The organism is Sphingomonas sp. CFBP 13706, from assembly GCF_014842355.1.
GTDB lineage: Bacteria > Pseudomonadota > Alphaproteobacteria > Sphingomonadales > Sphingomonadaceae > Sphingomonas > Sphingomonas aerolata.
In genome coordinates this window covers 134,257-156,685 of record NZ_JACYVM010000008.1, presented here as the reverse complement: position 1 = coordinate 156,685, position 22,429 = coordinate 134,257, and the positions used below count along the sequence as shown (strand labels likewise).

Sequence of the window (22,429 nt, the reverse complement as noted above, 5' to 3'; positions counted from 1 at the left end):
CATGAAGTTCGACACCCCCGCAACGACCAACCCGATCGACCGCATGAAGGTCGTCGGTCAACCGGTCGACCGCATCGACGGCAAGCGCAAGACCACCGGAACGGCGCGCTATGCCTATGAACGCAACGACGCCGCACCTAGCGCGGTCTATGGCTATATCGTCGGCGCGGCGATCGCCAAGGGCCGGATCGAGCGGATCGATTCCGCCGAAGCCAAGGCTGCACCGGGCGTGCTCGCCGTCGTCACGCATGAAAATGCCGGTACGGTGGCCAAGGCGCAGGCGCATACCGCGCGCATGCTCGCGGGACCTGACGTCCAGCATTTCGACCAGGCGGTCGCGATCGTGGTCGCATCGACGTTCGAACAGGCACGCGCCGCCGCCAAGCTGGTCCGCGTCACCTATGCCCGCAGCGCCGGGAAATTCGATCTTGCCGCGGAGAAGTCCGCCGCGGTGAAGCCGAAGGACGGCAAGCCCGATACGGCGATCGGCGACTTCGCCGGCGCCTTTGCCAAGGCCCCGGTCAAGCTCGACCAGACCTATACCACGCCCGATCAGAGCCATGCGATGATGGAACCGCATGCGACGACCGCTGCATGGACCGGGTCGAAGCTGACGCTGTGGACCTCGAACCAGATGCTCAACTGGGCGGTGCGCGACATGAGCGAGACGCTCGGCATCCCCAAGGAGGACATTCACGTGCTGTCGCCCTTCGTCGGCGGCGGCTTCGGGTCGAAGCTCTGGATCCGCAGCGATGCGGTGATGGCCGCGCTCGCCTCGCGCGCGATCGGTGGCAAGCCGGTTAAGGTCGCGCTGACCCGTCCGCAGATCATGAACAACACCACGCACCGGCCGGCGACGATCCAGCGTCTGCGGATCGGCGCGCGCAAGGACGGCACGATCACCGCGATCGCGCATGAAAGCTGGTCGGGCGATCTTCCCGGTGGCGGACCCGAGACCGCGCCGAACGTCACCCGGCTGCTCTATGCGGGCGCGAACCGGATGACCGCGACGCGGCTCGCGACGCTCGACCTTCCCGAGGGCAACGCGATGCGCGCCCCCGGCGAGGCGGTCGGGCTGCTCGCGCTCGAGGCGGCGATGGACGAGCTTGCCGAGACGCTGAAGATGGATCCGGTCCAGCTGCGCATCGTCAACGATACGCAGGTCGATCCCGAATCGCCCAAGCGCGCCTTCTCGCACCGCGATCTCGTCGGCTGTCTCAGGACGGGCGCGGAGCGGTTCGGCTGGAACAAGCGCAATCCCGTGCCGGGCCAGGTCCGCGAAGGCCGCTGGCTCATCGGCATGGGCATGGCATCCGCCTTCCGCGACAATGTCACGATGAAGTCGGGCGCGCGCGTCGGCATCGACAAGAAGGGCGTTGTCACCGTCGCCACCGACATGACCGACATCGGCACCGGCAGCTACACGATCATCGCGCAGACCGCGGCCGAGATGATGGGCGTGCCGCTCGACAAGGTGATCGTCCTGCTCGGTGACAGCAGCTTCCCCGTCTCGTCCGGTTCGGGCGGCCAATGGGGCGGCAACAGCTCGACCGCGGGCGTCTATGCGGCCTGTTCGGCGCTGCGCGACAGCGTCGCCCGCAAGCTCGGCTTCGACCCCACCGACATCGTCTTCGAGGACGGCAAGGTGAAGTCGGGCAACCGCAGCGTCTCGCTGGCCGAGGCGGCGGGCGATGCGGGCCTGTCGGCCGAGGATTCGATCGAGTTCGGCGATCTGACCAAGACCTATGCGCAGTCGACCTTCGGCGCGCATTTCGTCGAGGTCGCGGTCGATTCGGCGACCGGCGAGGTTCGGGTACGCCGGATGAGCGGTGCGTTTGCCGCCGGGCGAATCCTTAACCCCAAGTCGGCGCGCAGCCAGGTCATCGGCGCGATGACCATGGGCGTCGGTGCGGCGCTGATGGAAGACGCGGTCGTCGACAAAAGGTTCGGCTATTTCGTCAATCACGACATGGCCGAATATCATGTCCCGGTTCATGCCGACGTGCCCTATCAGGACGTGTTCTTTATGGACGAGACCGACGCCAAGTCGTCGCCGATGAAGGCCAAGGGTGTCGGCGAGCTCGGCATCTGCGGCGTCGGCGCCGCGGTCGCGAATGCGGTCTACAATGCCTGCGGCGTCCGGATCCGCGAATATCCGCTGACGCTCGACAAGGTGATCAAGGGCATGCCGCCCGTCGCCTGACGGTCCGTCCTGCCGCCCTTGCAGACGATCCCGCCGTATCGCAGACATCGAACCGATGATCTGCGGTGCGGCGGTGTCGTTTCGGGCTTCGTCGCGGCCCGCGGGTTCGACGGAGAGAGTTAGCGATGCCGCTTTATGCCCTGGGCGACAAACGCCCCACCTGCCACCCGACCGCCTGGGTCGCGCCAAGCGCCGATCTGATCGCCGATGTCCAGCTGGGCGAGGCGGCGAGCGTCTGGTTCGGTGCGGTCGTCCGTGCGGACAATACGCCTATCGTCATCGGCGCGCGCAGCAATGTTCAGGAGGGCGCGATGCTCCATTCGGATCCCGGCGCGCCGCTTCGGATCGGCGAGGACTGCACGATCGGCCATCACGCCATCCTCCACGGCTGCACCGTGGGCGACCGGTCGCTGATCGGCATGGGGGCGATCCTGCTCAACCATGCAGTGATCCCGGAGGACTGCATCGTCGGCGCCGGCGCTCTCGTCACCGAGGGCAAGACCTTCCCCGCGGGCAGCCTGATCATCGGCAGCCCGGCGCGTGCGGTCCGGCAGCTCGATGCGCAGGCGATCGCGGCGCTCCGCGTCTCCGCCCGGCATTATGTCGAGAAGGCCCGCGCCTGCGCAACCGAACTGACGCGTATCGACTAGCCATGAGCACCGGATCCCGGGACATCGCCTGGGATCCGGCGCCGTTGTGTCAGCCGGCGACCCACTTGGTGACGGCGGGACGCAGCTGGTCGGCGGCGGCCTTGCGGACCGCGATCGTCGACAGCGACCGCGTCACGCCGCCCCGTGACGAGGCGGGCAGATATTTGTCCGCAAAGGCGCTGATCTTGCCCGGCATCGCAGGATCGTTCGAGCCCGCGCCGAGCCCGACGATATAACCCGATCGCGTGCTCGCCTCGAGGAAGCTCTCGACCAGCTCACGGTTCGCCACCGCCCAGTCGAACGCCAGGTCGGGATGCGCCCCCGCGACGGCGCGGAGCAGCCCGGCCTTTTGCGGCGCGGAGATCGTGTCGGTCTTGAGCAGCGCGAGCGCCCGCCCCGCGGTTGCAGGATCGCGCGCGACCCCGAGCAGCGTCACGAACCGGTTCTTGGCGACCGGGCTCTTCTCCGCCTTGGCAAGCGCGAGCAGCGCGTCCCATTCCGCCGGGGTCGCATTGACGGCATACGTCGACAGGATCGGCTGGCGGATGGCCGGCGGGATCGCGGTCGGATCGGTCGCCAGCGCCGCGACATAGCGCCGCGCGCGGTCCGCGACGCCCGTATCGCCATTGGTGCCGAGCCGCCCGACCAGCGTCTCGCGCAAATTGCTCGTCAGCGGCGATTCGCCCGGTTTAGCCTCGAAGCCGATCCGCGCGAGCACGGGGCCGAGGATCGCGACCGACCGCGCGCGCAGCGGCGCCTCGAGCGGGGTGTCGTCGTACAGCCCGGTGATCCGCCCGAGCGCGCCTGCGACTGACGACCATTCGAGCGGATCCGCGTCCGGCCCGACCTTGTCCATCACCGCAAAGTAGCGCGACAGGTCCTGATAGCCGCCGGCCGCGAGTGCGAAATCATCGCCCAGCGTGCCCAGCCGGTCGGCGAGGTCTAGTCTGGCATAGTCGCGGACGATCGCGGCATGCCCCGCATCGTCGTACATCACGCGGGTATAGCTGCCCTTGCCGCGGTTGAGGACGACCGTACCGCATCCCCGGATCGTGACTCGCGACGGCGCCGCGCCGGTGACGATCGTCGCCGTCTGCGCACCGCCGAGATTGCCCACGACCAGCGGCACGTGCCAGGTCTGCGGCGTCTTCGATGCCGCATCCAGCCCGAACCGGCCCTGCGTCAGCGTGGCGGTGGTGACGCCGCCGTTGCAGGTCGCGCCCGTCATCGTCACCAGCGGCACGCCGCCCTGCAGGGTGAAGTCGTGCGCGATCTCGGCGACCGGCTTGCCCGCGGCTGCGGACAATTCGGCCCAGAGCTGTTCGGTGACCGTGTTGCCGTATTTATACTTGGCCATGTAGCTGCGGATGCCCTTGCGGAACACGTCGGGGCCGAGCGTCGATTCGAGCATGCCGATCACGGCCTGCCCCTTCGAATAGGTGATGCCGTCGAACGCTTCGCCAATCTGGTCGACGGTCTCGACCTTGCGGATGATCGGGTGCGTCGCGGACGTTGCGTCGATCCCCATCGCCCCCTCGCGCTCGCCCGACACCGCGGCCGCCTCGGATTTCCACGCTGGCACGAGCACGCCGCTCGACTTGCCCTCCATCCACGATGCGAACCCCTCGTTCAGCCACAGATCGTCCCACCACGCCATGGTGACGAGATCGCCGAACCACTGGTGCGCCATCTCGTGCGCGACGACGGTGTAGATACGCTGCTTCGCGCTCTCGGTCGCGCGCTTGGGATCGAACAGCAGCTCGTTCTCGAAATAGAAGATCGCGCCCCAATTCTCCATCGCGCCGAAAAACTGGCTCGATCCCGGCCCCGCGATCATGTCCATCTTGGGCAGCGGATAGGGCTGGCCGAAATAGTCGTTATAATAGGCCAGCAGGTCCTTCGCGGCGGCGAGCGCATAGTCGCCCTGATCGACGACGCCCTTGCGGCTGATGATGCCGATCTCGGTCTTGCCGGCCATCAGCGTCTTGCGCTCCATGTCCCCCATGCCGAGGAACAGCAGATAGCTCGACATCAGCGGCGTCTCGCCGAATTTGTAGAGCTGCGTGCCGTCCGCCTGCTTCGTGATCGCCGTCGCAGGCATGTTAGAGAAGGCCAGCTGAGCGCCCGGCGCGACTGCGGACAGACGGAACTTCGCCTTGAACGCGGGCTCGTCCCACATCGGTGCGAACCGGCGCGCGTCGGGGGCCTCGAACTGCGTCGCGAGCATCCGCGACGACGAGCCGTCGGCATTGGCATAGTCGATCGCGAACAGCCCGGACGCAGACTGGTTGATCTTGCCCGTCCAGGCAAAGGCCAGGCTGTGCCGCCCGACGCTCGCCGCCGCTGGCAGCGTCACCGTGAGCAGCTGCGCGGCAGCGTCCGCCTTCACGGTGGCCGCGCGGCCGTCGAACGTCGCCGAAGTGACGTCGAGATCCGCCGCGTTCAACTGGATCGTCCGGGTCGCCTGCTTGACGTCGATGGTCACCGTCTCGGTCCCGCTGAACGTCATCGCCTTCGCGTCCGGGCGTACCTGGATATCGTACAGGATCGGCACGACGCTGCGCGGCAACTGACCTGCGGCAAGCGCGGGCGCAGACACGGACAGCGCCAGCAAGGCGGCAACGGCAAACTTCATGGCGGCACATCTCCGGAACATTCTATGCCGACCGCTCTAAGCATTTGCGGTCACATGGCAATCACACGTGACTGCCGCTCTAACCAGAGTGCTGGCGCAGCCGTTTCGGCTGCGCTATGAAACGCGCCATGACCGTACCCGCTATTCTAAAGAGCCTGCGCCTGCCCGTGATCGGGTCGCCGTTGTTCATCATTTCCGGACCCGACCTGGTAATCGCCCAGTGCAAGGCGGGCATCGTCGGATCCTTCCCCGCGCTCAATGCGCGACCGCAGGCGATGCTCGACGAATGGCTCCACCGGATCACCGAGGAACTGAGCGCGCACAACCGCGCCAATCCCGATCGCCCCGCCGCGCCGTTCGCCGTCAATCAGATCGTCCACAAGTCGAACGACCGGCTCGAACGCGATCTCGAAACCTGTGCCAAATGGCAGGTGCCGATCGTGATCACCTCGCTCGGCGCGCGCGAGGATCTTAACACCGCGGTGCATGGCTGGGGCGGTATCACGCTGCACGACGTCATCGATGACCGGTTCGCGCGCAAGGCGATCGAAAAGGGTGCCGACGGCCTGATCGCGGTCGCCGCGGGCGCCGGCGGCCATGCCGGACGACTGTCGCCCTTCGCGATCATCCAGGAGATTCGCCAGTGGTTCGACGGTCCGCTCGCGCTGTCGGGCGCGATCGCGACCGGCGACGCGGTACTTGCCGCGCAGGCGATGGGCGCCGATTTCGGCTATATCGGCTCGCCCTTCATCGCGACCGTCGAGGCGAATGCCGATCAGGCCTATAAGGACGGTATCGTCGCAGGGCGCGCGGCGGACATCGTCTATTCGAACCTGTTCACCGGCGTGCACGGCAATTACCTGCGCGCGTCGATCGTCGCGGCGGGGATGGATCCCGATGCGCTGCCCGAGGGTGATCTGAAGACGATGAACTTCGGCGCCGGCGCGAATGCCGAAGGCGGATCGAAGCCCAAAGCATGGAAGGATATCTGGGGATCGGGCCAGGGGATCGGCGCGGTCACCGCAGTCGAGAGCGTCGCCGACCGCGTCGACCGGCTCGAGCGCGAATATCGCTCGGCACGCACCCGGCTCGGCCTCGTCTAGGCCAGGCTCGTCTGACGGTACGCCCCGCCAGCGGCATTAGAGGACGCGGGCGAGGCGATCCTGCATCGACAGGGCGGGGCTCGCGGCGGGCCGTGGCGCATCGAGCGCGGCGTCGAGCAGCGCGACGCGCCGGTGTAGCTGCATGCTCGCGGTGATCAACGCCCTCGCGCTGGACGGAAACGCCGCGAGCATCGCGTCGTCGGTTACCGGTGCCTCGCCGAGCCGCCGCGCCGGGTCCAGCGCCTCGTCCCGCGTTAGCTCGCCCGCCTGGACTGCGCGCTGCGTCAGCAGCCACGCGAGGACATGCAGCAACCGGGTCGTGACCTTGAGCGATTCGCAGCTCAGGCTGACGCGGACGAGCGGTTCGAGCCCATCCCGGTCGGTCCGTCCCGTATCGTCGAAATAGGCTCGCGCCTCTTCGGCCAACCGCATCGCCTCACGGTACAGCGCACCGATCATGCGGTCTTGCAGGGGCAGTTCGGGCGGTCGTCCAATCATCTTGCCCGACTGCCATAGTGGCAACCCCGCGCCCATCGCGAAAACGCACCGATGCGCCAGGATGTGTCCCGAAACGCGCCGCTCCGATCGATCGCCCGATCTGCAATATGACGTGATCTGAGGGCACTGGCCGAAATGACGCCCCGTTGCCGCGGCTGCTCGGACGGGTCAGGCGATGATGTCGGGGATCAACTGGTCCTCGAACGCGGCAATTTCGTCGCGCAGCCGCAGCTTGCGCTTCTTGAGCCGGGCGATCTGCAGCTGGTCGGGAACGGTGAGCGACCAGAGCGCGGCGATCGCCGAATCGAGGTCGCGATGCTCGGTCCGGATTTCGTCCAGCCGGACCCTGATCTGTGCCTCGTCCACCATCATGTCCTTCGCCCACCCCTGCTACGCGGTCCTTAGCAAATGCATGGCATTGCGCGAGCACCAAAAACTGCCCGACGCGCGCCGTCCGTGGTCACAGGACTCGGCCCGTCGCACGCGACGGCTCGCCCGGTCGATTCACCAATCTTCGTTAAAGACTTTTAGCTGGGGCGATGGTTTACTCAGCACCCCAACACGAATGCAGAAGGAGTTTTTCCACCATGCAAACGACGCACCAGGCTGCGCTGGAAACCAAGCATCAAATGCTCGACCGCCGGATTTCCGAAGAGGTACACCGGCCCATGCCCGACGCGCTGGCGCTCGCAGGATTGAAGAAGCAGAAGCTTCGCCTGAAGGAAGAACTCGCCAACCTCTAGACCCCACGCCGTTCGTGGCGGCGGGCGATCGGCCTGTCGTCACGCGGTTCCGGCTTTTCCGATTCCTTCCCCCTCGGGAAAGCCGGACTGGCGGGGTGCCGGACACACCACCACCGCCTCTTCAGTCAGCCCCTCTATTCAACCGTCACCGACAACCTACCGCTGCCCGGCTCCACCGGACGACGTCACCGCGACCGCGGCTCCCGGAACACGATCGGCTTGGCAAAAGTCGGCGTCGTCTGCCCCTGCCCGACCGACTTGCGCGCCTTCATCGGGTCGATCGTCTCGTCGAGCGCGATTCCCAGACGGCCCTGCGTGCACCACGCCACCCGTCCGGTAACCTCACCAATCCCACGCAGGTCGATCGTGACCGGCGTATCAACAGCGAGCGGCCGATCGAACTCGATCATCAGCCCGCCTTCGGACAGGTTGCGGACCCGCACCTCGTACACACCCGCACCGTCAGCATAGCTGAACCGCGCGATCATCAGCAGACTGTCACGGACCGGCCGGTTCTGGCCCGGGTCTGCGCTATCCTCGACGGACTCCCCGGCGCCGGCCCCTGCCGCACCCTCGGCGCCCAACGACCCTTGGTTTCTCATGTCCATCCGTATTCCTGTGTCCCGACGTCGAGATATGCGTCGCATATATCAGAAGGCGGACCACGTGCCTATGCGCTGTTCGCCGACCCGATATCAGTCCTCGCGGGAGATTTTTTCGTTGCGCTCGTGGCGTTCCTGCGCCTCCACGGTCATCGTCGCGATCGGCCGCGCCTCGAGGCGTGCCAGGCTGATCGGTTCGCCCGTGACTTCGCAATAGCCATATTCGCCATCGTCGATCCGGCGGATCGCCGCCTCGATCTTCGAGACGAGCTTGCGCTGGCGATCCCGGGTCCGCAGTTCGATCGACCAGTCGGTTTCGCTCGACGCACGGTCGGTCAGATCCGCCTCGCGCAGCGAATCGACCTGCAATTGCGACAAGGTTTCCTGCGATTCCCGCAGGATAGCGTCCTTCCACTGCTGCAGCTTCTGCCGGAAATAGGCCTGCTGACGCAGGCTCATGAACGGCTCATCGGCCGTCGGTCGATAGCCGTCGGCATCATTGGCTGCTGCAAGATTGGTACCGTGCTCGTCTACGCGATTCATTACCGTTGCCATACCACTCTCCCTCTGGCCGGTCGGCGCGAAAAGCCGCGTCTCGAAGCCACCCCCAAATGGTGAAAGGGCCTATAGTCTTACGTGTTCCGGACCACAAGCGAGCAGACTTGCGCTTGGATCGATAATGAAGACACATTCTTGCGTACCGATGCATCCGGGTTACACCGCCCGCCTACGGCCTCAGCGAGTCCCGGGAATCGGCCCGCCGCCATGATCCTGGATGCGACAACTGTCCCGCCACGGCACGGTCTGCGTATTGAGTGCCCCGCCCGTCGCGATATTGTAAGAATGACCACCAGATCACGTCATGGGCGCTTGCGCTTAACGCTTTGTTTTGCGCTTTGTGCGAACACGGCGTCCGAGTGCCGTGAACGCGATCCGACGTCGTCTGCGCGTCGGCAACGAGAGAGACTTTGAGTATGTCGGTGCGGATGGCCTTGGCCAAATTATGCGCGTGTGCCTGCGGAGGCGCGATCATCGGAGGCGGCGCCGTCCATGTCGCCGAGCGTCCGAAGCGCACGATTCAGGCCAAGACGATGACCAAGCGCGTTGTCCCCCGCCAGATTGGCGCCGTCGCCCGTCCGCGCATCCGTCGCGTCGTCACGACACGCACTACCGCCTGCGCGCCGGCCATGGTGACGGTCGCCAACGCGCCCCCGGTCCCCGTGGGGTTCGCCGACCCGTTCGTGGGCGGCGCCGGCAGCCCGACCGCCGTGCCGGTAAACAGCGGCGGCGGCTTTTTCGGCGGCGGCGGCCCGGGTGGCGGCTTTGGCGGCGGCGGCTTTGGCGGCGGTTTCTTCGGCGGCGGCGGCTCGGGCGGCAGCATCGTCATCTCGTCGACTTCGAGCGGGGGCTCGTCGAGCACGAGCGGCGGTTCATCGAGCACGAGCGGTGGATCGACTTCTAGCGGTGGCGTCAGCAGCACCTCGTCGACCGGCGGGTCATCCACGGGCGGATCATCGACAGGCGGATCGTCGTCCAGCACCGGCGGCGCGTCGGTGTCGAGCACCTCGTCGTCCGCCAGCGGCGGGAGCAGCGGTAACGTATCCTCCTCGTCGAGCGGGAACGTCTCGTCGTCGTCCAGCGGTAACGTATCCTCCTCATCCAGTGGCAACGTTTCGTCGTCGTCGAGCGGGAACGTGTCTTCCTCGTCCAGCGGCAACGTCGCCTCGTCGACCAGCAGCAGTTCGGGCGGCAACGTGTCGTCGACCAGCAGCGGATCAAGTTCGACCTCGTCGTCGAGCTATGGATCGAGCAGCGCCGGCTGGAGCAGCAATGGCGGCTGGAGCTCGAACGGCGGCTGGCATGGCTCAAACGGCGGCGGCAATGGCAGCACCGGCTCAAGTGGCGGGCCACCCGCCCCGGTTCCGGCACCCCCGATGGTGCTGCTGTTCGGCGCAGCGGNGGAGCAGCAATGGCCCGCAACAACGTGTGGCGGTCCTTTTCAACTATCGGGTGGCAATGATCAGGCGTTCTTGAGCGCCGTCTCGATGTCCGCAATCGGATGCCCGGTGAGATCCTTGGCGAGCTCGCCCGCCAGCCTGCTGCTGACGGCCTTGTGGTAATGTTTGCGCATCTCGCCCAGCGTCTTGGGCGGTGCGACGATGACGAGCGAATCGAAGTCGTTCTTCAACGCACGCGTCTTGAGCAGCTCGGCTGCGTCGGCGGCGAACCGGTCTTCCTCGATCTGATGGAAATCGGTGGGTTCGACCGAGCTCTGCGCGGCACCCTGCGGGGACGAGGCGCGGCCGGCCGAGTCGGTCGCCTGGTCGCGGGTCGCGGGGTTCTCCTGCTCGACCGCCTCTTCGACAACCAGGTTCGGAAAGGCGGCATCGCCCTCGTTGCGCAGGAACAACATCTTGCGGCCATCGGCGACCATGACGACGGACTTGTGCGGAAGATCCACGGGCTTTCTCCTCTTTGATCTGTGCCTCTGCCCTCCCCAACGTCCCGCGGGCGCACCGGGTTGCGCGCGCTTGCCGGCCTCGGCATAGCCTAGCGCCATGCATGATATCCGTCTGATCCGTGAAAACCCCGCCGCGTTCGACGCAGCCCTCGCCCGCCGCGGCGCTGCCCCCGCCAGCGATCGGCTCGTCGCCCTCGACGAGCGCCGCCGTACGACGATCGCCGAAGCGCAGGCCGCGCAGACCCGCCGCAACGAGCTGTCCAAGGCGATCGGCCAGGCCAAGGCGCAGAAGGACGAGCCGCGCGCACAGGCGTTGATGGCCGAGGTCGCCGCGCTGAAGGCCGCGTTGCCGACGCTTGAGGCCGACGAGGCGGCGCTGACCGCCGAGCTCGATGCGGCGCTCGCGGCGATCCCCAATCTGCCCGCATCGGACGTCCCTGCGGGTGTCGACGAGAGCGGGAATGTGCTCGTCCATGCACGTGGGACGAAGCCCGACTTCTCCTTCGCCCCGCGCGAGCATGATGTCGTCGGCCCGGCGATCGGGCTCGATTTCGAGACGGGCGTTGCAATGTCCGGTGCGCGTTTCACGCTGGTCCGCGGCCCCGCCGCCCGGCTGCAACGCGCGCTCGGTCAGTTCATGCTCGACCGGCTGACGCGCGATCACGGCTTCGAGGAAGTCGCGCCGCCGCTGCTGGTACGCGACGAGGCGGTGTTCGGCACCGGCCAGCTTCCCAAGTTCGCCGAGGACCTGTTCCGCACGACCGACGGCCGCTGGCTGATCCCGACCGCAGAGGTCAGCCTGACCAACATCGTGCGCCAACGGATCCTGACCGACGGCGAACTGCCGCTCCGCTTCGCCGCGCTGACGCCGTGTTTCCGCTCGGAGGCCGGCTCGGCCGGTCGCGACACCCGCGGCTATATTCGCCAGCATCAGTTCGACAAGGTCGAGATGGTCGCGATCGTCACCCCGGACCAGTCCGAGGCCGAGCACGAGCGGATGACGCAGTGCGCCGAGGGCGTTCTCGACGCGTTGCAGCTTCCGTTCAGGCGGATGCTCCTATGCGGTGGCGATATGGGCTTCACCGCGGCGCGCACCTATGATCTGGAAGTCTGGCTCCCCGGCCAGGCGCAGTATCGCGAGATCTCCAGCATCTCGACCTGCACCGATTTCCAGGCGCGGCGCATGAACGCGCGCTATCGCCCCGAGGGCGAGAAGGCGACGCGGTTCGTCCACACGCTCAACGGCTCCAGCCTCGCGGTCGGTCGCACGCTCGTCGCGGTGATCGAGAATTATCAGCAGGCGGATGGCGCGGTCGCGGTGCCGACCGTGCTCCAGCCCTATCTGGGCGGCCTTACCCTGCTCGAGCCCGCTGCCTGATGCGGATCCTGCTGACCAATGACGACGGCTATCACGCGCGCGGGCTGAAGGTGCTCGAGGCGATCGCCGCGACGCTGTCCGACGATGTCTGGGTGGTGGCACCGGCGGAGGAACAGTCGGGCGCGGGCCATTCGCTGACGCTGTCGCGACCGCTGCGCGTGCGCAAGTTCGCCGACAAGCGCTATGCCGTCGCCGGCACGCCGACCGATGCGGTGATGATGGCGCTGGCCCGCATCATGAAGGACAGCCCCCCCGACCTGATCCTGTCGGGGGTCAATCGCGGCGCCAACCTCGCCGAGGACGTGACCTATTCGGGCACCGTCTCCGCCGCGATGGAGGGTGCGCTGGCCGGGGTCCGGTCGATCGCGCTGAGCCAGGTCTATAGCCGGGAAGGCATGGGCGATTCGGTCCCGTTCGAGGTCGCGGCTGCCTGGGGCGAACGCGTCCTGCGCCCGCTGCTCGATGCGCCGCTCGCCCCCCGGACGCTCGTCAACGTCAACTTCCCCGTCGGCACAGCGGATGCGGTGCGCGGCATTCGCGTCGTCGGCCAGGGCCTGCGCGACTATGGCCGGTTGCAGATCGTCACCAACACCGACCCGCGCGGCTATGAGTATCACTGGTTCGCGCTCAGCGGCGCGGTCGAGACGCCGCTTCACGCGACCGATCTGGAGGCGATCGCCGACGGCTATATCTCGGTCACGCCGCTGCATCTCGATCTGACGCATGCCGAGTCGCTGGACATGCTGGGACGCGCCTACGCGTGACGCGCGCCGCCGCGATCCTGGGCGCGGCGCTGGCTCTCGCCGGGTGCATCCCGAGCGTCGACTCGCCGGTCCGGTCCGACCGCGGGCCGCCGCCGCAGTCGCTCGAACGGATCCAGCGCCTCCCACTCGCCGACCCGCAGGACCGGTCCGCGAACGACGCCCGCGATCGCAGCGACGCCGCCCGATCCGACACCTATGACGCTCCGCCGCGTCGGCGCACCTATCCGCGCCGCGCGGAGCGGCAGGACGCCAGCCCTGCCCCCACGCCTGTCCGGCGCGCCGATCGCACCCCCGTGCCCGTCTCGACGCTGCCGGCGCCGCGCCCCGCCTGGGAGGAGCGCCCGGTCGCGGCGGATGCGCAGCGCGTTGATCAATCACTCTATACGGTCCGCCCCGGCGATACGCTGCTCGCCATTGCCGAACGCTCGGGGGCGAGCAGCGAGGCGATCGCGCGCGCCAACGCGATCGAACCGCCCTTCACGATCCAGACGGGACAGCGACTGACCATCCCGGCAGGCCGCTATCACCTCGTCCGGCGCGGCGAGACCGGGATCGCGATCGCCCGCGCCTATGGGGTCGCCTGGTCGCGCATCGTTGCCGTCAACGCGTTGCTCGAACCCTATGTGCTGCGTGCGGGCCAGCGCATCGTCATCCCCGATACCGAAGGCGGCACCAGCCTTGCCGATCGGGCCGCCGCGTTCACGCTCGACGTCGACGACATCCTGACCGGCGGCGAGCCTGCGCTTGCGAGCAACCAGGCGCCGGTCCGCCCGACCCCGACCCCGCGACGCGTCCTGCCGCCGAGCGCGGTCGTCACCGCCCCGGTACGGCTCGCGGGCGGCGGCTTTCTCTGGCCGGTCGACGGCCGCGTCGTGAAGCGGTTCGGCCACGGCGCCAGCGGGGAACGCAATGACGGCATCAAGATCGCCACTCCCGTCTCGACCCCGATCCGCGCCACCGCCGACGGCGTCGTCGCCTATGTCGGCGACGGCATCGCCGCGCTCGGCGGGCTGGTGATCGTCAAGCATGGCGGCGGCTGGACCAGCGTCTATGGCCATGCCTCGAAACTCCTGGTCCAGCGCGGCCAGAGCGTGAAGCGCGGCCAGACGATCGCGCTGTCGGGCGATACCGGATTCGCCGATCGCCCCGAACTCCATTTCGAACTCCGCAAGGGCCGCACCCCGGTCGACCCGTCGTCGCAGCTGCCGCGAAGCTGATCCCCCCCGTTCAACGAACGAAAGCTCGCATGACGATTGGGGGCCGGGATGACGGACCGCACAACCGCTGCTAGTGGCTCTTCCATGACCTACCAGTCCGACCTGCTCACCACGCTGACCGCGCGCGGTTATGTCCACCAGATGACCGACGCCGCCGCGCTCGACGCGCTCGCCGGCAAGCAGGTCGTACCCGGCTATATCGGCTTCGACCCGACCGCGCCGTCGCTGCACGTCGGCAGCCTCGTCCAGATCATGCTGCTCCGCCGGCTTCAGCAGACCGGCCACAAGCCGATCGTCCTGATGGGCGGCGGCACCGGCAAGATCGGCGATCCGAGCTTCAAGGACGAAGCGCGCAAGCTGCTCGGCGAAGACGGCATCAAGGCGAACGTCGCCTCGATCCGCCGCATCTTCGAACGCTTCCTGACGTTCGGCGACGGCCCGACCGATGCGGTCATGCTCGACAATGCCGAGTGGCTCGACGCGCTCGAATATATCCCGTTCCTGCGCGACGTCGGCCAGCATTTCTCGGTCAACCGGATGCTCGCCTTCGATTCGGTCAAACTCCGCCTCGACCGCGAACAGTCGTTGAGCTTCCTCGAATTCAACTACATGATCCTCCAGGCCTACGACTTTCTCGAATTGTCGCGCCGCGCCGGATGCCGGCTGCAGATGGGCGGCTCGGACCAGTGGGGCAACATCGTCAACGGTATCGAGCTCTCGCGTCGGATGGACAGCACCGAAGTGTACGGCGTCACCACCCCGCTGATCACGACCGCGGATGGCGGCAAGATGGGCAAGACGATGTCGGGCGCGGTCTGGCTGCACGAGGATCAGCTGCCGCATTTCGATTACTGGCAGTTCTGGCGCAACACCGATGACCGCGACGTCGGCCGGTTCCTGCGGCTGTTCACCGACCTGCCGCTCGACGAGATCGCGCGGTTGGAAGCCCTCGAGGGTGCGGAGATCAACGCCGCGAAGGTCGTCCTCGCGAACGAGGCAACCGCGATGTGCCGCGGCCGCAATGCCGCCGAGCAGGCCGCGGAGACCGCGCGCAAGACCTTCGAGGAGGGCGCGTCGGGCGACGCCCTGCCGAGCCTGACCTGCACCGGGACCAGCATCGGCGTCGTCGAGGCGCTGGTCGGGCTCGGCTTCGTCGCATCGAATGGCGAGGCGCGACGCAAGATCGGCGAAGGCGCAGTCCGTGTCGACGGCGAACCGCTGCGCGACCCCGCAGCGACGATAGCCGTCGCCGCCCCGGTCCGCCTCAGCCTCGGCAAGAAGCGTCACGGGATGCTGCTGCCCGGCTGACCCGCCGGACCGGCACGGGCATGAACACCGCGTTAGGGATGGTTGGTGGCACGGGCTTCATGATGTCGGCCTAGCCCTCGACCGGGGCACAGCGGGGACCGACCAATGCCGAACCAAGCGACGTCTAGGCACGAGACGCGGTCTGAGCCGCGCGACGAGGTGATGCACCGCACGCGTGCGGCGGACAGCGCAGGCACCGAATTGAGGCTTACGTTGGTCAACGTCTCGCCAAGCGGCCTCATGGCGCGCTGCGACGGCGATCTGGACGCTGGCGAGCGGCTCCATGTCCGGATGCCGATCGTCGGCGACATCCTCGCGCATGTCCGCTGGTCGCTCGGCGGACGGATCGGCTGCGCGTTCGACCGGACGATCCCGCCCAAGGCCTATTACGGCATGCTCGCGGCGATGCTCCAGACCGGCTGACCGGACCGCCCGTCAGCCCGATCGCAGCAACGCGACCCCGGCATCGCGGTCGAACAGGTACAGCGCGGTGCGTGCCGCCTGCCCGCGCGGTCCCTCCAGCCCACCGTCGCGATCGATCAGCAGCCGCGCATCGTCATGCGCGCATTGCAGCAGGTCGGCCATCATGTCGGGCGTCGCGAGCCGGAACGCCATCTCGCCCGACTGTTTCGTACCCAGCAATTCGCCCGCGCCGCGCAACCGCAGATCCTCCTCGGCGATCCGGAACCCGTCATTGGTCTCGCGCATCAGCGCCAGCCGCGCGCGCGACGTCTCGCTGAGCGAGCTCCCACGCATCAGCAGGCAGACCGACCGCCCGCTCCCGCGCCCGACGCGCCCGCGCAGCTGGTGCAGCTGCGCAAGGCCGAACCGGTCGGCATGCTCGATCACGATCAGCGTCGCATTGGGGACGTCGACGCCGACCTCGATCACCGTCGTCGCGACCAGCACCGCGGTGCGCGCGGCGGAGAATTCGGCCATCACCGCGTCCTTCTCGGCGGGCTTCATCCGGCCATGGACGAGCGCCACCTTGTCGCCGAACCGCGCACGCAGCGTCTCCGCACGCATCTCGGCGGCGGCAAGATCGCTCTTCTCGCTCTCCTCGACCAGCGGGCACACCCAATAGGCCTGCCCCCCGTCCGCCAGATGCCGGCCGAGCGCATTGACCACGTCGTCGAGCCGATCCTCCGAAATCACGCGCGTCTCGATCGGCTGGCGGCCCGGCGGCATCTCGTCGAGCCGGCTGACGTCCATCTCGCCGTACTGCGCCAGCGTCAGCGTGCGCGGGATCGGCGTCGCGGTCATCGCCAGCAGATGCGGCGGTGCGATCCCCTTGGCCTGGAGCGTCATCCGCTGCGCGACACCGAACCGGTGCTGCTCGTCGACCACCACCAGCGCGAGGTCCTTGTAAGCGACAGCGTCCTGGAAGATCGCATGCGTGCCGACGAGGATATCGATCTCGCCGCTCGCCAGCGCCATCAGCGTCGCCTCGCGCACGCGCCCCTTGTCGCGCCCAGTCAGCACGCCGACCTCGATCAGCAGGCCCGCGAGCGTCTTGCGCAGCGTCTCGTAATGCTGGCGCGCGAGGATCTCGGTCGGCGCGAGCATCGCCGCCTGCGCCCCCGCCTCGACCGCGATCAGCATCGCCATCGCCGCAACCAGCGTCTTGCCCGAGCCGACATCGCCCTGCAGCAGCCGCAGCATCGGCGCGGTCTGCGCGAGGTCGCCCTCGATCTCCCCCACTGTCCGCGATTGCGCGCCGGTCAGCGTATAGGGCAGCTTTAGCATGCCCCGCAGCCGCCCGTCGCCGTGGAGCGCACGCCCGCGTCGTTTCCGCGTATCGGCACGCACGAGCGTCATCGCGAGCTGGTTGGCGAACACCTCGTCATAGGCCAGCCGCTCGCGCGCCTTGGCATCCGACGGGTCGGCGTGGATCCGCGCCAGCGATTCGTGCCAGCCCGGCCATTCGCGTTTCGCCTTCAGCCCGGGCTCGATCCACTCGGCCAGATCGGGCGCCCGCGCGACCGCCTGCGTCGTCAGCGCCGCCAGCCGCCGCGAGGTCAGCCCCTCCGACAGCGGATAGATCGGCTCGCGCTCGCGCAACTCCTCGTCCTGCTCGACGATGTCCGGGTGAACGATCTGCAGTTCCTGGCCATATTCGTCGAGCCGTCCCGACACGCGCTTCGCCTCGCCGATCGGGAGGAGCTTCTTCGCCCAGCCCGAACTGCCGCCGAAAAAGACGAGGCTGACATAGTTGCCATGCTCGTCGGTCGCCTGCACCCGCGTCGGGCCACGCCCCGCGCTGACGCGATACTCGCGCGCGGTCAGCGTGATGACGATGATCCGCCCGGCATCGCTCGACATCAGCTCGGTGCGGGGCACCCGATCGACATAGCCGGTCGGCAGATGGAAGGCGACGTCGACGACACGCGCGAGCCCGAGCCGGTCGAGCGGCTTGGCGAGCGCAGGCCCCACCCCTTTCAGGACGAGGGTTTCGGCGAACAGCGGATTGAGGATTTCGGGTCGCATGACTATCTGCCCCCTATAGCCCAGCCGACGCCCGCCGCCAGCGGGTCGCCGGTCAATCGGCGTTGGAGATATGATGGACCACGAAACCCGCCTCAAGCGCCTCGGCTTCCGCAGCTCGCACCGCGGCACGCGCGAAGCCGACATGATGATCGGCGGCTTCTTCGAAACCTATGGCCGCAGCTGGACGCCCGAGCAGCTCGACTGGTTCGAGGCGCTGCTCGAACAGCAGGACGTCGACATCATGGGCTGGGCGATCGGCTCGATTCCCTGCCCGCCCGAATGGGACGGCCCGATGATGCAGGCGATGCGCGACATCAATTACGTCACGGTCGTAAAGTAACGCCGAGACACTGTTCCCCGGCGAAGGCCGGGGCCCAGTTGGGGGACGTCGATGATTGACGTCGAAACCTGATTTACGATTGCCTTCCCAACTGGGCCCCGGCCTTCGCCGGGGAACGAGAAGCGAATATGCCAGATCTGAACACGATCCTCTCCGCGACGACCCCGCTGACGCTGTCGGGCGTGCCATCGGGGTTCCAGCCGTCGCTGCTTGCCGACCTCGCCCGCGCCGCGAAGACGCGCGCGGTGTTCATCGCCCCCGATGATGCGGCGATGCGCGCGATCGCCTCGACCGCGGCCTATTTCGCGCCCGATCTCGAGGTGTTGAGCTTCCCCGCCTGGGATTGCCTTCCCTATGACCGCGCCTCGCCGACCCTGCGGATCATGGCCGAGCGCGTCGCCGCGCTGCACCGCCTGCAGGCCAAGCCCAAGGGCCCGCAGCTCCTGCTCACCACGGTCAACGCGGCGACCCAGCGCGTCCTGACCCCGTTTCGCGTCCGCCAGCTCGTCGCCCGCCTCGCGCCCGGCGAACGGATCGGCCGCGACACGCTCGCCACGTTGCTCCAGGCGAACGGCTATGTCCGCACCGACACCGTTCACGACCAGGGCGAATATGCGGTGCGTGGCGGGATCGTCGATCTCTATCCCTCGGGCGAGGACCATGCGCTGCGTCTCGACTTCTTCGGCGACGAGATCGAGAGCGTCCGCACCTTCGACGCCGCCGACCAGCGCACCACCGGCCGGATCGACGGTTTCGTCCTGCTCCCCGCCTCCGAAGCCCTGCTCGACGAGGAATCGATCAAGCGCTTCCGCACCCGCTACCGCGACGCGTTCGGCGCGACCGCGACGGGCGATCCGATGTATCAGGCGATCTCGGACGGCCGCCGCATCGCCGGCATGGAGCATTGGCTGCCGCTGTTCGAGGACAAGATGGCGACACTGTTCGACCATCTCGGCGGTGACGACGTCGTCGTCCGCGACAGCGGGGTCGGCGCCGCGGCGGAGAGCCGGTTCGAATCGATCACCGATTATTATGCGAACCGCCGGCGCGCCGAAGCCGCGCAGCCCGGCAGCTATCGTCCGTTAGGTGCAACCGCGCTCTATCTCGACGCGGCGCACTGGTCCGTCGCGCTCGACGCCGCCACCGCGCATGTCGTCACACCCTTCCACGAGCCGACCAGCGCCACCGTGCTCGACTTCGACGTCGACGGCCCGCGCGATTTCGGCCCCAAACGCGCCGCGCAGGCGAACATCTACGAAGCCGTCGCCGATCATGTCGAGAAACTGCGCAAACAGGGTCGCAAGCCGATCCTCGCCAGCTATTCGATCGGCGCGCGCGAACGTCTGGGGAGCCTGCTCGCCGATCACGGGATGAAGGGCGGCAAGCACGCCGAAACCTGGCAGGAAGCGCTCGGCGTCTCGGATACCGCCAAGAGCTTCGGCGTCGCGCTGGTCGTCCTGCCGCTCGACCACGGCTTCACCGCGCCCGGCGTCGCCGTCCTCACCGAACAGGACATGCTCGGCGACCGCCTCGTCCACCGCAAGAAGCGCAAGAAATCCGCCGACGCGTTCCTCGCCGAACTGGCGACGCTGACGCCGGGGGATCTCGTCGTCCATACCGAACACGGCATCGGCCGGTACGAGGGGCTGACCTCGATCCCGGTCGGCCAGAGCCCGCACGACTGCGTCGCGCTGAGCTATGCCGGCGGCGACAAGCTCTACGTGCCCGTCGAGAATATCGACGTCCTCTCGCGCTACGGCTCGTCGGAGGAAGGCGCATCGCTCGACAAGCTCGGCGGCGAAGGCTGGCAGCGTCGCAAGTCGAAGATGAAGGAGCGGATCCGCGAGATCGCGGGCGAGCTCATCGCGACCGCCGCCGAACGCGCGCTTCACCCCGGCGACGTACTCGAACCCGACGCCAGCGGCTATCCCAGCTTCGTCGATCGCTTCCCCTATGAGGAGACCGAGGACCAGGACCGCGCGATCGAGGAAGTTCTCGCCGATCTGTCCGCGGGCAAGCCGATGGACCGGCTCGTCGTCGGCGATGTCGGCTTCGGCAAGACCGAGGTCGCGCTGCGCGCCGCGTTCGTCGCGGCGATGGGCGGCAAGCAGGTCGCGATCGTCTGCCCGACGACGTTGCTCGCGCGCCAGCACTACAACAACTTCGTCAGCCGGTTCGAAGGCTTCCCGATGAACATGGGCCGCCTCTCGCGGCTCGTCACCGCGAGCGAGGCGAAGGCGACCAAGGAGGGTCTCGCGAACGGCACGATCGACGTCGTCATCGGCACGCACGCGTTGCTGGCGAAGAACATCGACTTCAAACGGCTGGGCCTGGTCGTGGTCGACGAGGAGCAGCGGTTCGGCGTCACGCACAAGGAGCGATTGAAAGCGCTCCGTGCCGACGTCCACATGCTCACGCTGACCGCGACGCCGATCCCCCGCACGCTGCAGATGGCGATGTCGGGCATCCGCGAGCTGTCGGTGATCCAGACCCCGCCGGTCGATCGGCTTGCGGTGCGCACCTACATCATGCCCTTCGACCCGGTCGTCCTGCGCGAGGCACTGCTGCGCGAGCATTATCGCGGCGGCCAGAGCTTCGTCGTCACGCCGCGCGTGGCAGATCTGCCCGAGATCGAGGAGTTCCTGCGCGAACAGGTGCCCGAGATCCGCTTCGTCGTCGCGCACGGCCAGATGTCGCCGACCGAGGTCGAGGAGCGCATGTCCGCCTTCTACGACAAGAAGTTCGAGGTGCTGGTCTCGACCACGATCATCGAGAGCGGGATCGACATCGCGTCCGCCAACACGATGATCGTCCACCGCGCCGACCGCTTCGGTCTCGCCCAGCTCTACCAGCTGCGCGGCCGCGTCGGTCGCTCGAAGACGCGCGCCTATGCCTATCTGGTGACCCCGCCCGAGCGGCAGATGACGGTGACAGCCGAGAAGCGGCTGAAGGTGCTGTCCGATCTGGATTCGCTCGGCGCCGGGTTCCAGCTGGCGAGCCACGATCTCGACATCCGCGGGGCCGGCAACATGCTCGGCGACGAGCAGACCGGGCATATCAAGGAGGTCGGCTTCGAACTCTACCAGGCGATGCTCGAGGAGGCGATCATGGACGCCAAGTCGGGTGGTCTCGCCTCCGCACGCCCCAAGGACTTCTCGCCGCAGATCACGGTCGACGCACCGATCCTCATCCCCGAGGAGTATGTCCCCGATCTCGACCTCCGCATGGGGCTGTATCGCCGCCTGAACGAGCTCGAGGAGGGTCAGGAGATCGAGGCGTTCGCCGCCGAGATGATCGATCGCTTCGGCCCGCTGCCCGACGCGACCGAGAATCTGATCAGGGTCATCGAGATCAAGCTGAACGCGAAGCGTGCCTGCGTGTCGAAGATCGACGTCGGTCCGCGCGGCGTGCTCGTGTCGTTCCACAACGATACGCCGCCCAATATCGACAAGCTGCTCGCCTATGTCGAACGGCTCAACGGCGTCGCGCGGCTGCGGCCCGACAGCAAGCTGGTGCTCCAGCGCGCCTGGGGCGATCCCAAGGCACGGCTGCACGGCGCGCTGCAATTGTCGAAGGGGCTGGCGAAGGCGGCGGGCTGAGCGCCGCCGCGCTCAGCTGCTGTGGTCGGCGACGATCTTCCACGCATCACCGCGCCGCTCGAACAGCAAGGTCGTCATCCCCGTCTCGGTCGAGGTCGCGCCGGTCAGCGTCCACCGCGCGACCAGCAAGGCACGCGTCGGATCGATCCCGCGCAGCTCGGCCGGAACGAAGCTCAGCCGCCCCCGGGTATTGCCACCGCCCGTGAAGCTTGGCGCGTATCGCGCTGTTATCGCGGTCTTTCCGCGCACCAGACCCTTGGGCGTCACGAACACCGCATCCTCGGCATAGACCGCGACGAACCGGGCGAGGTCGCCCGCATTCCACCCCGCCGCGCTCGCCGCCATCGCGTCCCGGATTGCCACCGATGCGGGTGCCCGGTCGGGCGCGGCCAGCGCGGGCGTGACGGCGATCGTCGCCGCAGCAACCGCGACGATCATGGC

20 protein-coding genes are annotated in these 22,429 nt (G+C 67.7%); 11 read left to right on the top strand and 9 right to left on the bottom strand.

The features are described 5' to 3' along the window. Position 1: 1 nt before the first annotated feature. On the top strand, positions 2–2,203 hold the full coding sequence (gene paoC, locus IFS44_RS15275) for an aldehyde oxidoreductase molybdenum-binding subunit PaoC (RefSeq protein ID WP_192099071.1): 2,202 nt from the start codon (positions 2–4) through the stop codon (positions 2,201–2,203). Between the two features lie 125 nt (positions 2,204–2,328). After that, complete coding sequence (locus IFS44_RS15270) at positions 2,329–2,853, top strand: gamma carbonic anhydrase family protein (RefSeq protein ID WP_192099070.1); 525 nt, start codon at positions 2,329–2,331, stop codon at positions 2,851–2,853. Positions 2,854–2,902: 49 nt separating this feature from the next. Here the strand turns inward: IFS44_RS15270 and IFS44_RS15265 are convergent, their stop codons facing one another. Further along, positions 2,903–5,488 (bottom strand): M1 family metallopeptidase, encoded by a 2,586-nt coding sequence (locus IFS44_RS15265; protein WP_192099069.1) that lies wholly within the window; start codon positions 5,486–5,488, stop codon positions 2,903–2,905. A 128-nt stretch (positions 5,489–5,616) separates the two neighbouring features. On the opposite strand from IFS44_RS15265, the gene IFS44_RS15260 reads away from it, so the two are divergent. Continuing rightward, positions 5,617–6,591: an NAD(P)H-dependent flavin oxidoreductase gene (locus IFS44_RS15260; protein WP_192099068.1), complete on the top strand. Its 975-nt coding sequence runs from the start codon at positions 5,617–5,619 to the stop codon at positions 6,589–6,591. 36 nt (positions 6,592–6,627) lie between these two features. Here the strand turns inward: IFS44_RS15260 and IFS44_RS15255 are convergent, their stop codons facing one another. Next, positions 6,628–7,089 (bottom strand): DUF1465 family protein, encoded by a 462-nt coding sequence (locus IFS44_RS15255; RefSeq protein ID WP_192099067.1) that lies wholly within the window; start codon positions 7,087–7,089, stop codon positions 6,628–6,630. 168 nt (positions 7,090–7,257) lie between these two features. Next, complete coding sequence (locus IFS44_RS15250; RefSeq protein WP_031393918.1) at positions 7,258–7,455, bottom strand: YdcH family protein; 198 nt, start codon at positions 7,453–7,455, stop codon at positions 7,258–7,260. A gap of 221 nt (positions 7,456–7,676) precedes the next feature. Between IFS44_RS15250 and IFS44_RS15245 the strand changes: the two genes are divergently transcribed. Continuing rightward, a complete protein-coding gene (locus IFS44_RS15245) occupies positions 7,677–7,832 on the top strand; it encodes a YdcH family protein (RefSeq protein WP_081874429.1) in 156 nt (51 codons plus the stop codon). A 185-nt stretch (positions 7,833–8,017) separates the two neighbouring features. Here the strand turns inward: IFS44_RS15245 and IFS44_RS15240 are convergent, their stop codons facing one another. The 4 genes from IFS44_RS15240 to IFS44_RS15225 all read right to left on the bottom strand — a co-directional run bounded on the left by IFS44_RS15240 (position 8,018) and on the right by IFS44_RS15225 (position 10,895). Further along, a complete protein-coding gene (locus IFS44_RS15240) occupies positions 8,018–8,440 on the bottom strand; it encodes a PilZ domain-containing protein (RefSeq protein ID WP_235188463.1) in 423 nt (140 codons plus the stop codon). Between the two features lie 87 nt (positions 8,441–8,527). After that, positions 8,528–8,989 carry an RNA polymerase-binding protein DksA gene (dksA, locus tag IFS44_RS15235; protein WP_031393916.1) on the bottom strand — a complete coding sequence of 154 codons (462 nt, stop codon included), beginning with the start codon at positions 8,987–8,989 and terminating at the stop codon, positions 8,528–8,530. 523 nt (positions 8,990–9,512) lie between these two features. Beyond that, positions 9,513–10,187, bottom strand: coding sequence for a hypothetical protein (locus IFS44_RS15230; protein WP_244650336.1), 675 nt, complete (start codon positions 10,185–10,187; stop codon positions 9,513–9,515). 267 nt (positions 10,188–10,454) lie between these two features. After that, positions 10,455–10,895 carry a host attachment family protein gene (locus IFS44_RS15225; RefSeq protein ID WP_031441820.1) on the bottom strand — a complete coding sequence of 147 codons (441 nt, stop codon included), beginning with the start codon at positions 10,893–10,895 and terminating at the stop codon, positions 10,455–10,457. Between the two features lie 97 nt (positions 10,896–10,992). Between IFS44_RS15225 and serS the strand changes: the two genes are divergently transcribed. The 5 genes from serS to IFS44_RS15200 all read left to right on the top strand — a co-directional run bounded on the left by serS (position 10,993) and on the right by IFS44_RS15200 (position 15,985). Next, the gene (serS, locus tag IFS44_RS15220; RefSeq protein ID WP_192099066.1) at positions 10,993–12,273 is read left to right on the top strand and encodes a serine--tRNA ligase; all 1,281 of its coding nucleotides are present in this window, start codon (positions 10,993–10,995) and stop codon (positions 12,271–12,273) included. Continuing rightward, on the top strand, positions 12,273–13,037 hold the full coding sequence (gene surE, locus IFS44_RS15215; protein ID WP_192099065.1) for a 5'/3'-nucleotidase SurE: 765 nt from the start codon (positions 12,273–12,275) through the stop codon (positions 13,035–13,037). Before serS ends, surE begins: the two co-directional genes overlap by 1 nt. Then, positions 13,034–14,254, top strand: coding sequence for a peptidoglycan DD-metalloendopeptidase family protein (locus IFS44_RS15210; RefSeq protein WP_342366441.1), 1,221 nt, complete (start codon positions 13,034–13,036; stop codon positions 14,252–14,254). The genes surE and IFS44_RS15210 overlap by 4 nt, the downstream gene beginning before the upstream one ends. An 84-nt stretch (positions 14,255–14,338) precedes the next feature. Further along, on the top strand, positions 14,339–15,562 hold the full coding sequence (tyrS, locus tag IFS44_RS15205) for a tyrosine--tRNA ligase (RefSeq protein WP_192099064.1): 1,224 nt from the start codon (positions 14,339–14,341) through the stop codon (positions 15,560–15,562). Between the two features lie 105 nt (positions 15,563–15,667). After that, complete coding sequence (locus tag IFS44_RS15200) at positions 15,668–15,985, top strand: PilZ domain-containing protein (protein WP_159510982.1); 318 nt, start codon at positions 15,668–15,670, stop codon at positions 15,983–15,985. Between the two features lie 12 nt (positions 15,986–15,997). Here IFS44_RS15200 and recG read toward each other — a convergent pair whose 3' ends face one another. Next, positions 15,998–18,049: an ATP-dependent DNA helicase RecG gene (gene recG / locus IFS44_RS15195; protein ID WP_192099063.1), complete on the bottom strand. Its 2,052-nt coding sequence runs from the start codon at positions 18,047–18,049 to the stop codon at positions 15,998–16,000. Between the two features lie 73 nt (positions 18,050–18,122). Between recG and IFS44_RS15190 the strand changes: the two genes are divergently transcribed. Then, entirely contained in the window at positions 18,123–18,389 is a 267-nt protein-coding gene (locus IFS44_RS15190) for an FAD assembly factor SdhE (protein ID WP_031395519.1), read from the top strand. A 128-nt stretch (positions 18,390–18,517) separates the two neighbouring features. Beyond that, positions 18,518–21,988 carry a transcription-repair coupling factor gene (gene mfd, locus IFS44_RS15185; protein ID WP_192099062.1) on the top strand — a complete coding sequence of 1,157 codons (3,471 nt, stop codon included), beginning with the start codon at positions 18,518–18,520 and terminating at the stop codon, positions 21,986–21,988. 12 nt (positions 21,989–22,000) lie between these two features. On the opposite strand, the gene IFS44_RS15180 is transcribed toward mfd, so the two are convergent. Next, positions 22,001–22,426: a YybH family protein gene (locus IFS44_RS15180; protein WP_192099061.1), complete on the bottom strand. Its 426-nt coding sequence runs from the start codon at positions 22,424–22,426 to the stop codon at positions 22,001–22,003. Positions 22,427–22,429 lie beyond the last annotated feature (3 nt).

Bases quoted from the DNA above. Each gene is read 5' to 3' on its own strand.
- dksA (WP_031393916.1), bottom strand. From the start codon at position 8,989: ATGGCAACGGTAATGAATCGCGTAGACGAGCACGGTACCAATCTTGCA.
- mfd (WP_192099062.1), top strand. From the start codon at position 18,518: ATGCCAGATCTGAACACGATCCTCTCCGCGACGACCCCGCTGACGCTG.
- IFS44_RS15265 (WP_192099069.1), bottom strand. From the start codon at position 5,488: ATGAAGTTTGCCGTTGCCGCCTTGCTGGCGCTGTCCGTGTCTGCGCCC.
- IFS44_RS15245 (WP_081874429.1), top strand. From the start codon at position 7,677: ATGCAAACGACGCACCAGGCTGCGCTGGAAACCAAGCATCAAATGCTC.
- IFS44_RS15260 (WP_192099068.1), top strand. From the start codon at position 5,617: ATGACCGTACCCGCTATTCTAAAGAGCCTGCGCCTGCCCGTGATCGGG.
- serS (WP_192099066.1), top strand. From the start codon at position 10,993: ATGCATGATATCCGTCTGATCCGTGAAAACCCCGCCGCGTTCGACGCA.
- IFS44_RS15255 (WP_192099067.1), bottom strand. From the start codon at position 7,089: ATGATTGGACGACCGCCCGAACTGCCCCTGCAAGACCGCATGATCGGT.
- IFS44_RS15180 (WP_192099061.1), bottom strand. From the start codon at position 22,426: ATGATCGTCGCGGTTGCTGCGGCGACGATCGCCGTCACGCCCGCGCTG.
- IFS44_RS15190 (WP_031395519.1), top strand. From the start codon at position 18,123: ATGGACCACGAAACCCGCCTCAAGCGCCTCGGCTTCCGCAGCTCGCAC.
- IFS44_RS15270 (WP_192099070.1), top strand. From the start codon at position 2,329: ATGCCGCTTTATGCCCTGGGCGACAAACGCCCCACCTGCCACCCGACC.
- recG (WP_192099063.1), bottom strand. From the start codon at position 18,049: ATGCGACCCGAAATCCTCAATCCGCTGTTCGCCGAAACCCTCGTCCTG.
- surE (WP_192099065.1), top strand. From the start codon at position 12,273: ATGCGGATCCTGCTGACCAATGACGACGGCTATCACGCGCGCGGGCTG.
- tyrS (WP_192099064.1), top strand. From the start codon at position 14,339: ATGACCTACCAGTCCGACCTGCTCACCACGCTGACCGCGCGCGGTTAT.
- paoC (WP_192099071.1), top strand. From the start codon at position 2: ATGAAGTTCGACACCCCCGCAACGACCAACCCGATCGACCGCATGAAG.
- IFS44_RS15240 (WP_235188463.1), bottom strand. From the start codon at position 8,440: ATGGACATGAGAAACCAAGGGTCGTTGGGCGCCGAGGGTGCGGCAGGG.
- IFS44_RS15200 (WP_159510982.1), top strand. From the start codon at position 15,668: ATGCCGAACCAAGCGACGTCTAGGCACGAGACGCGGTCTGAGCCGCGC.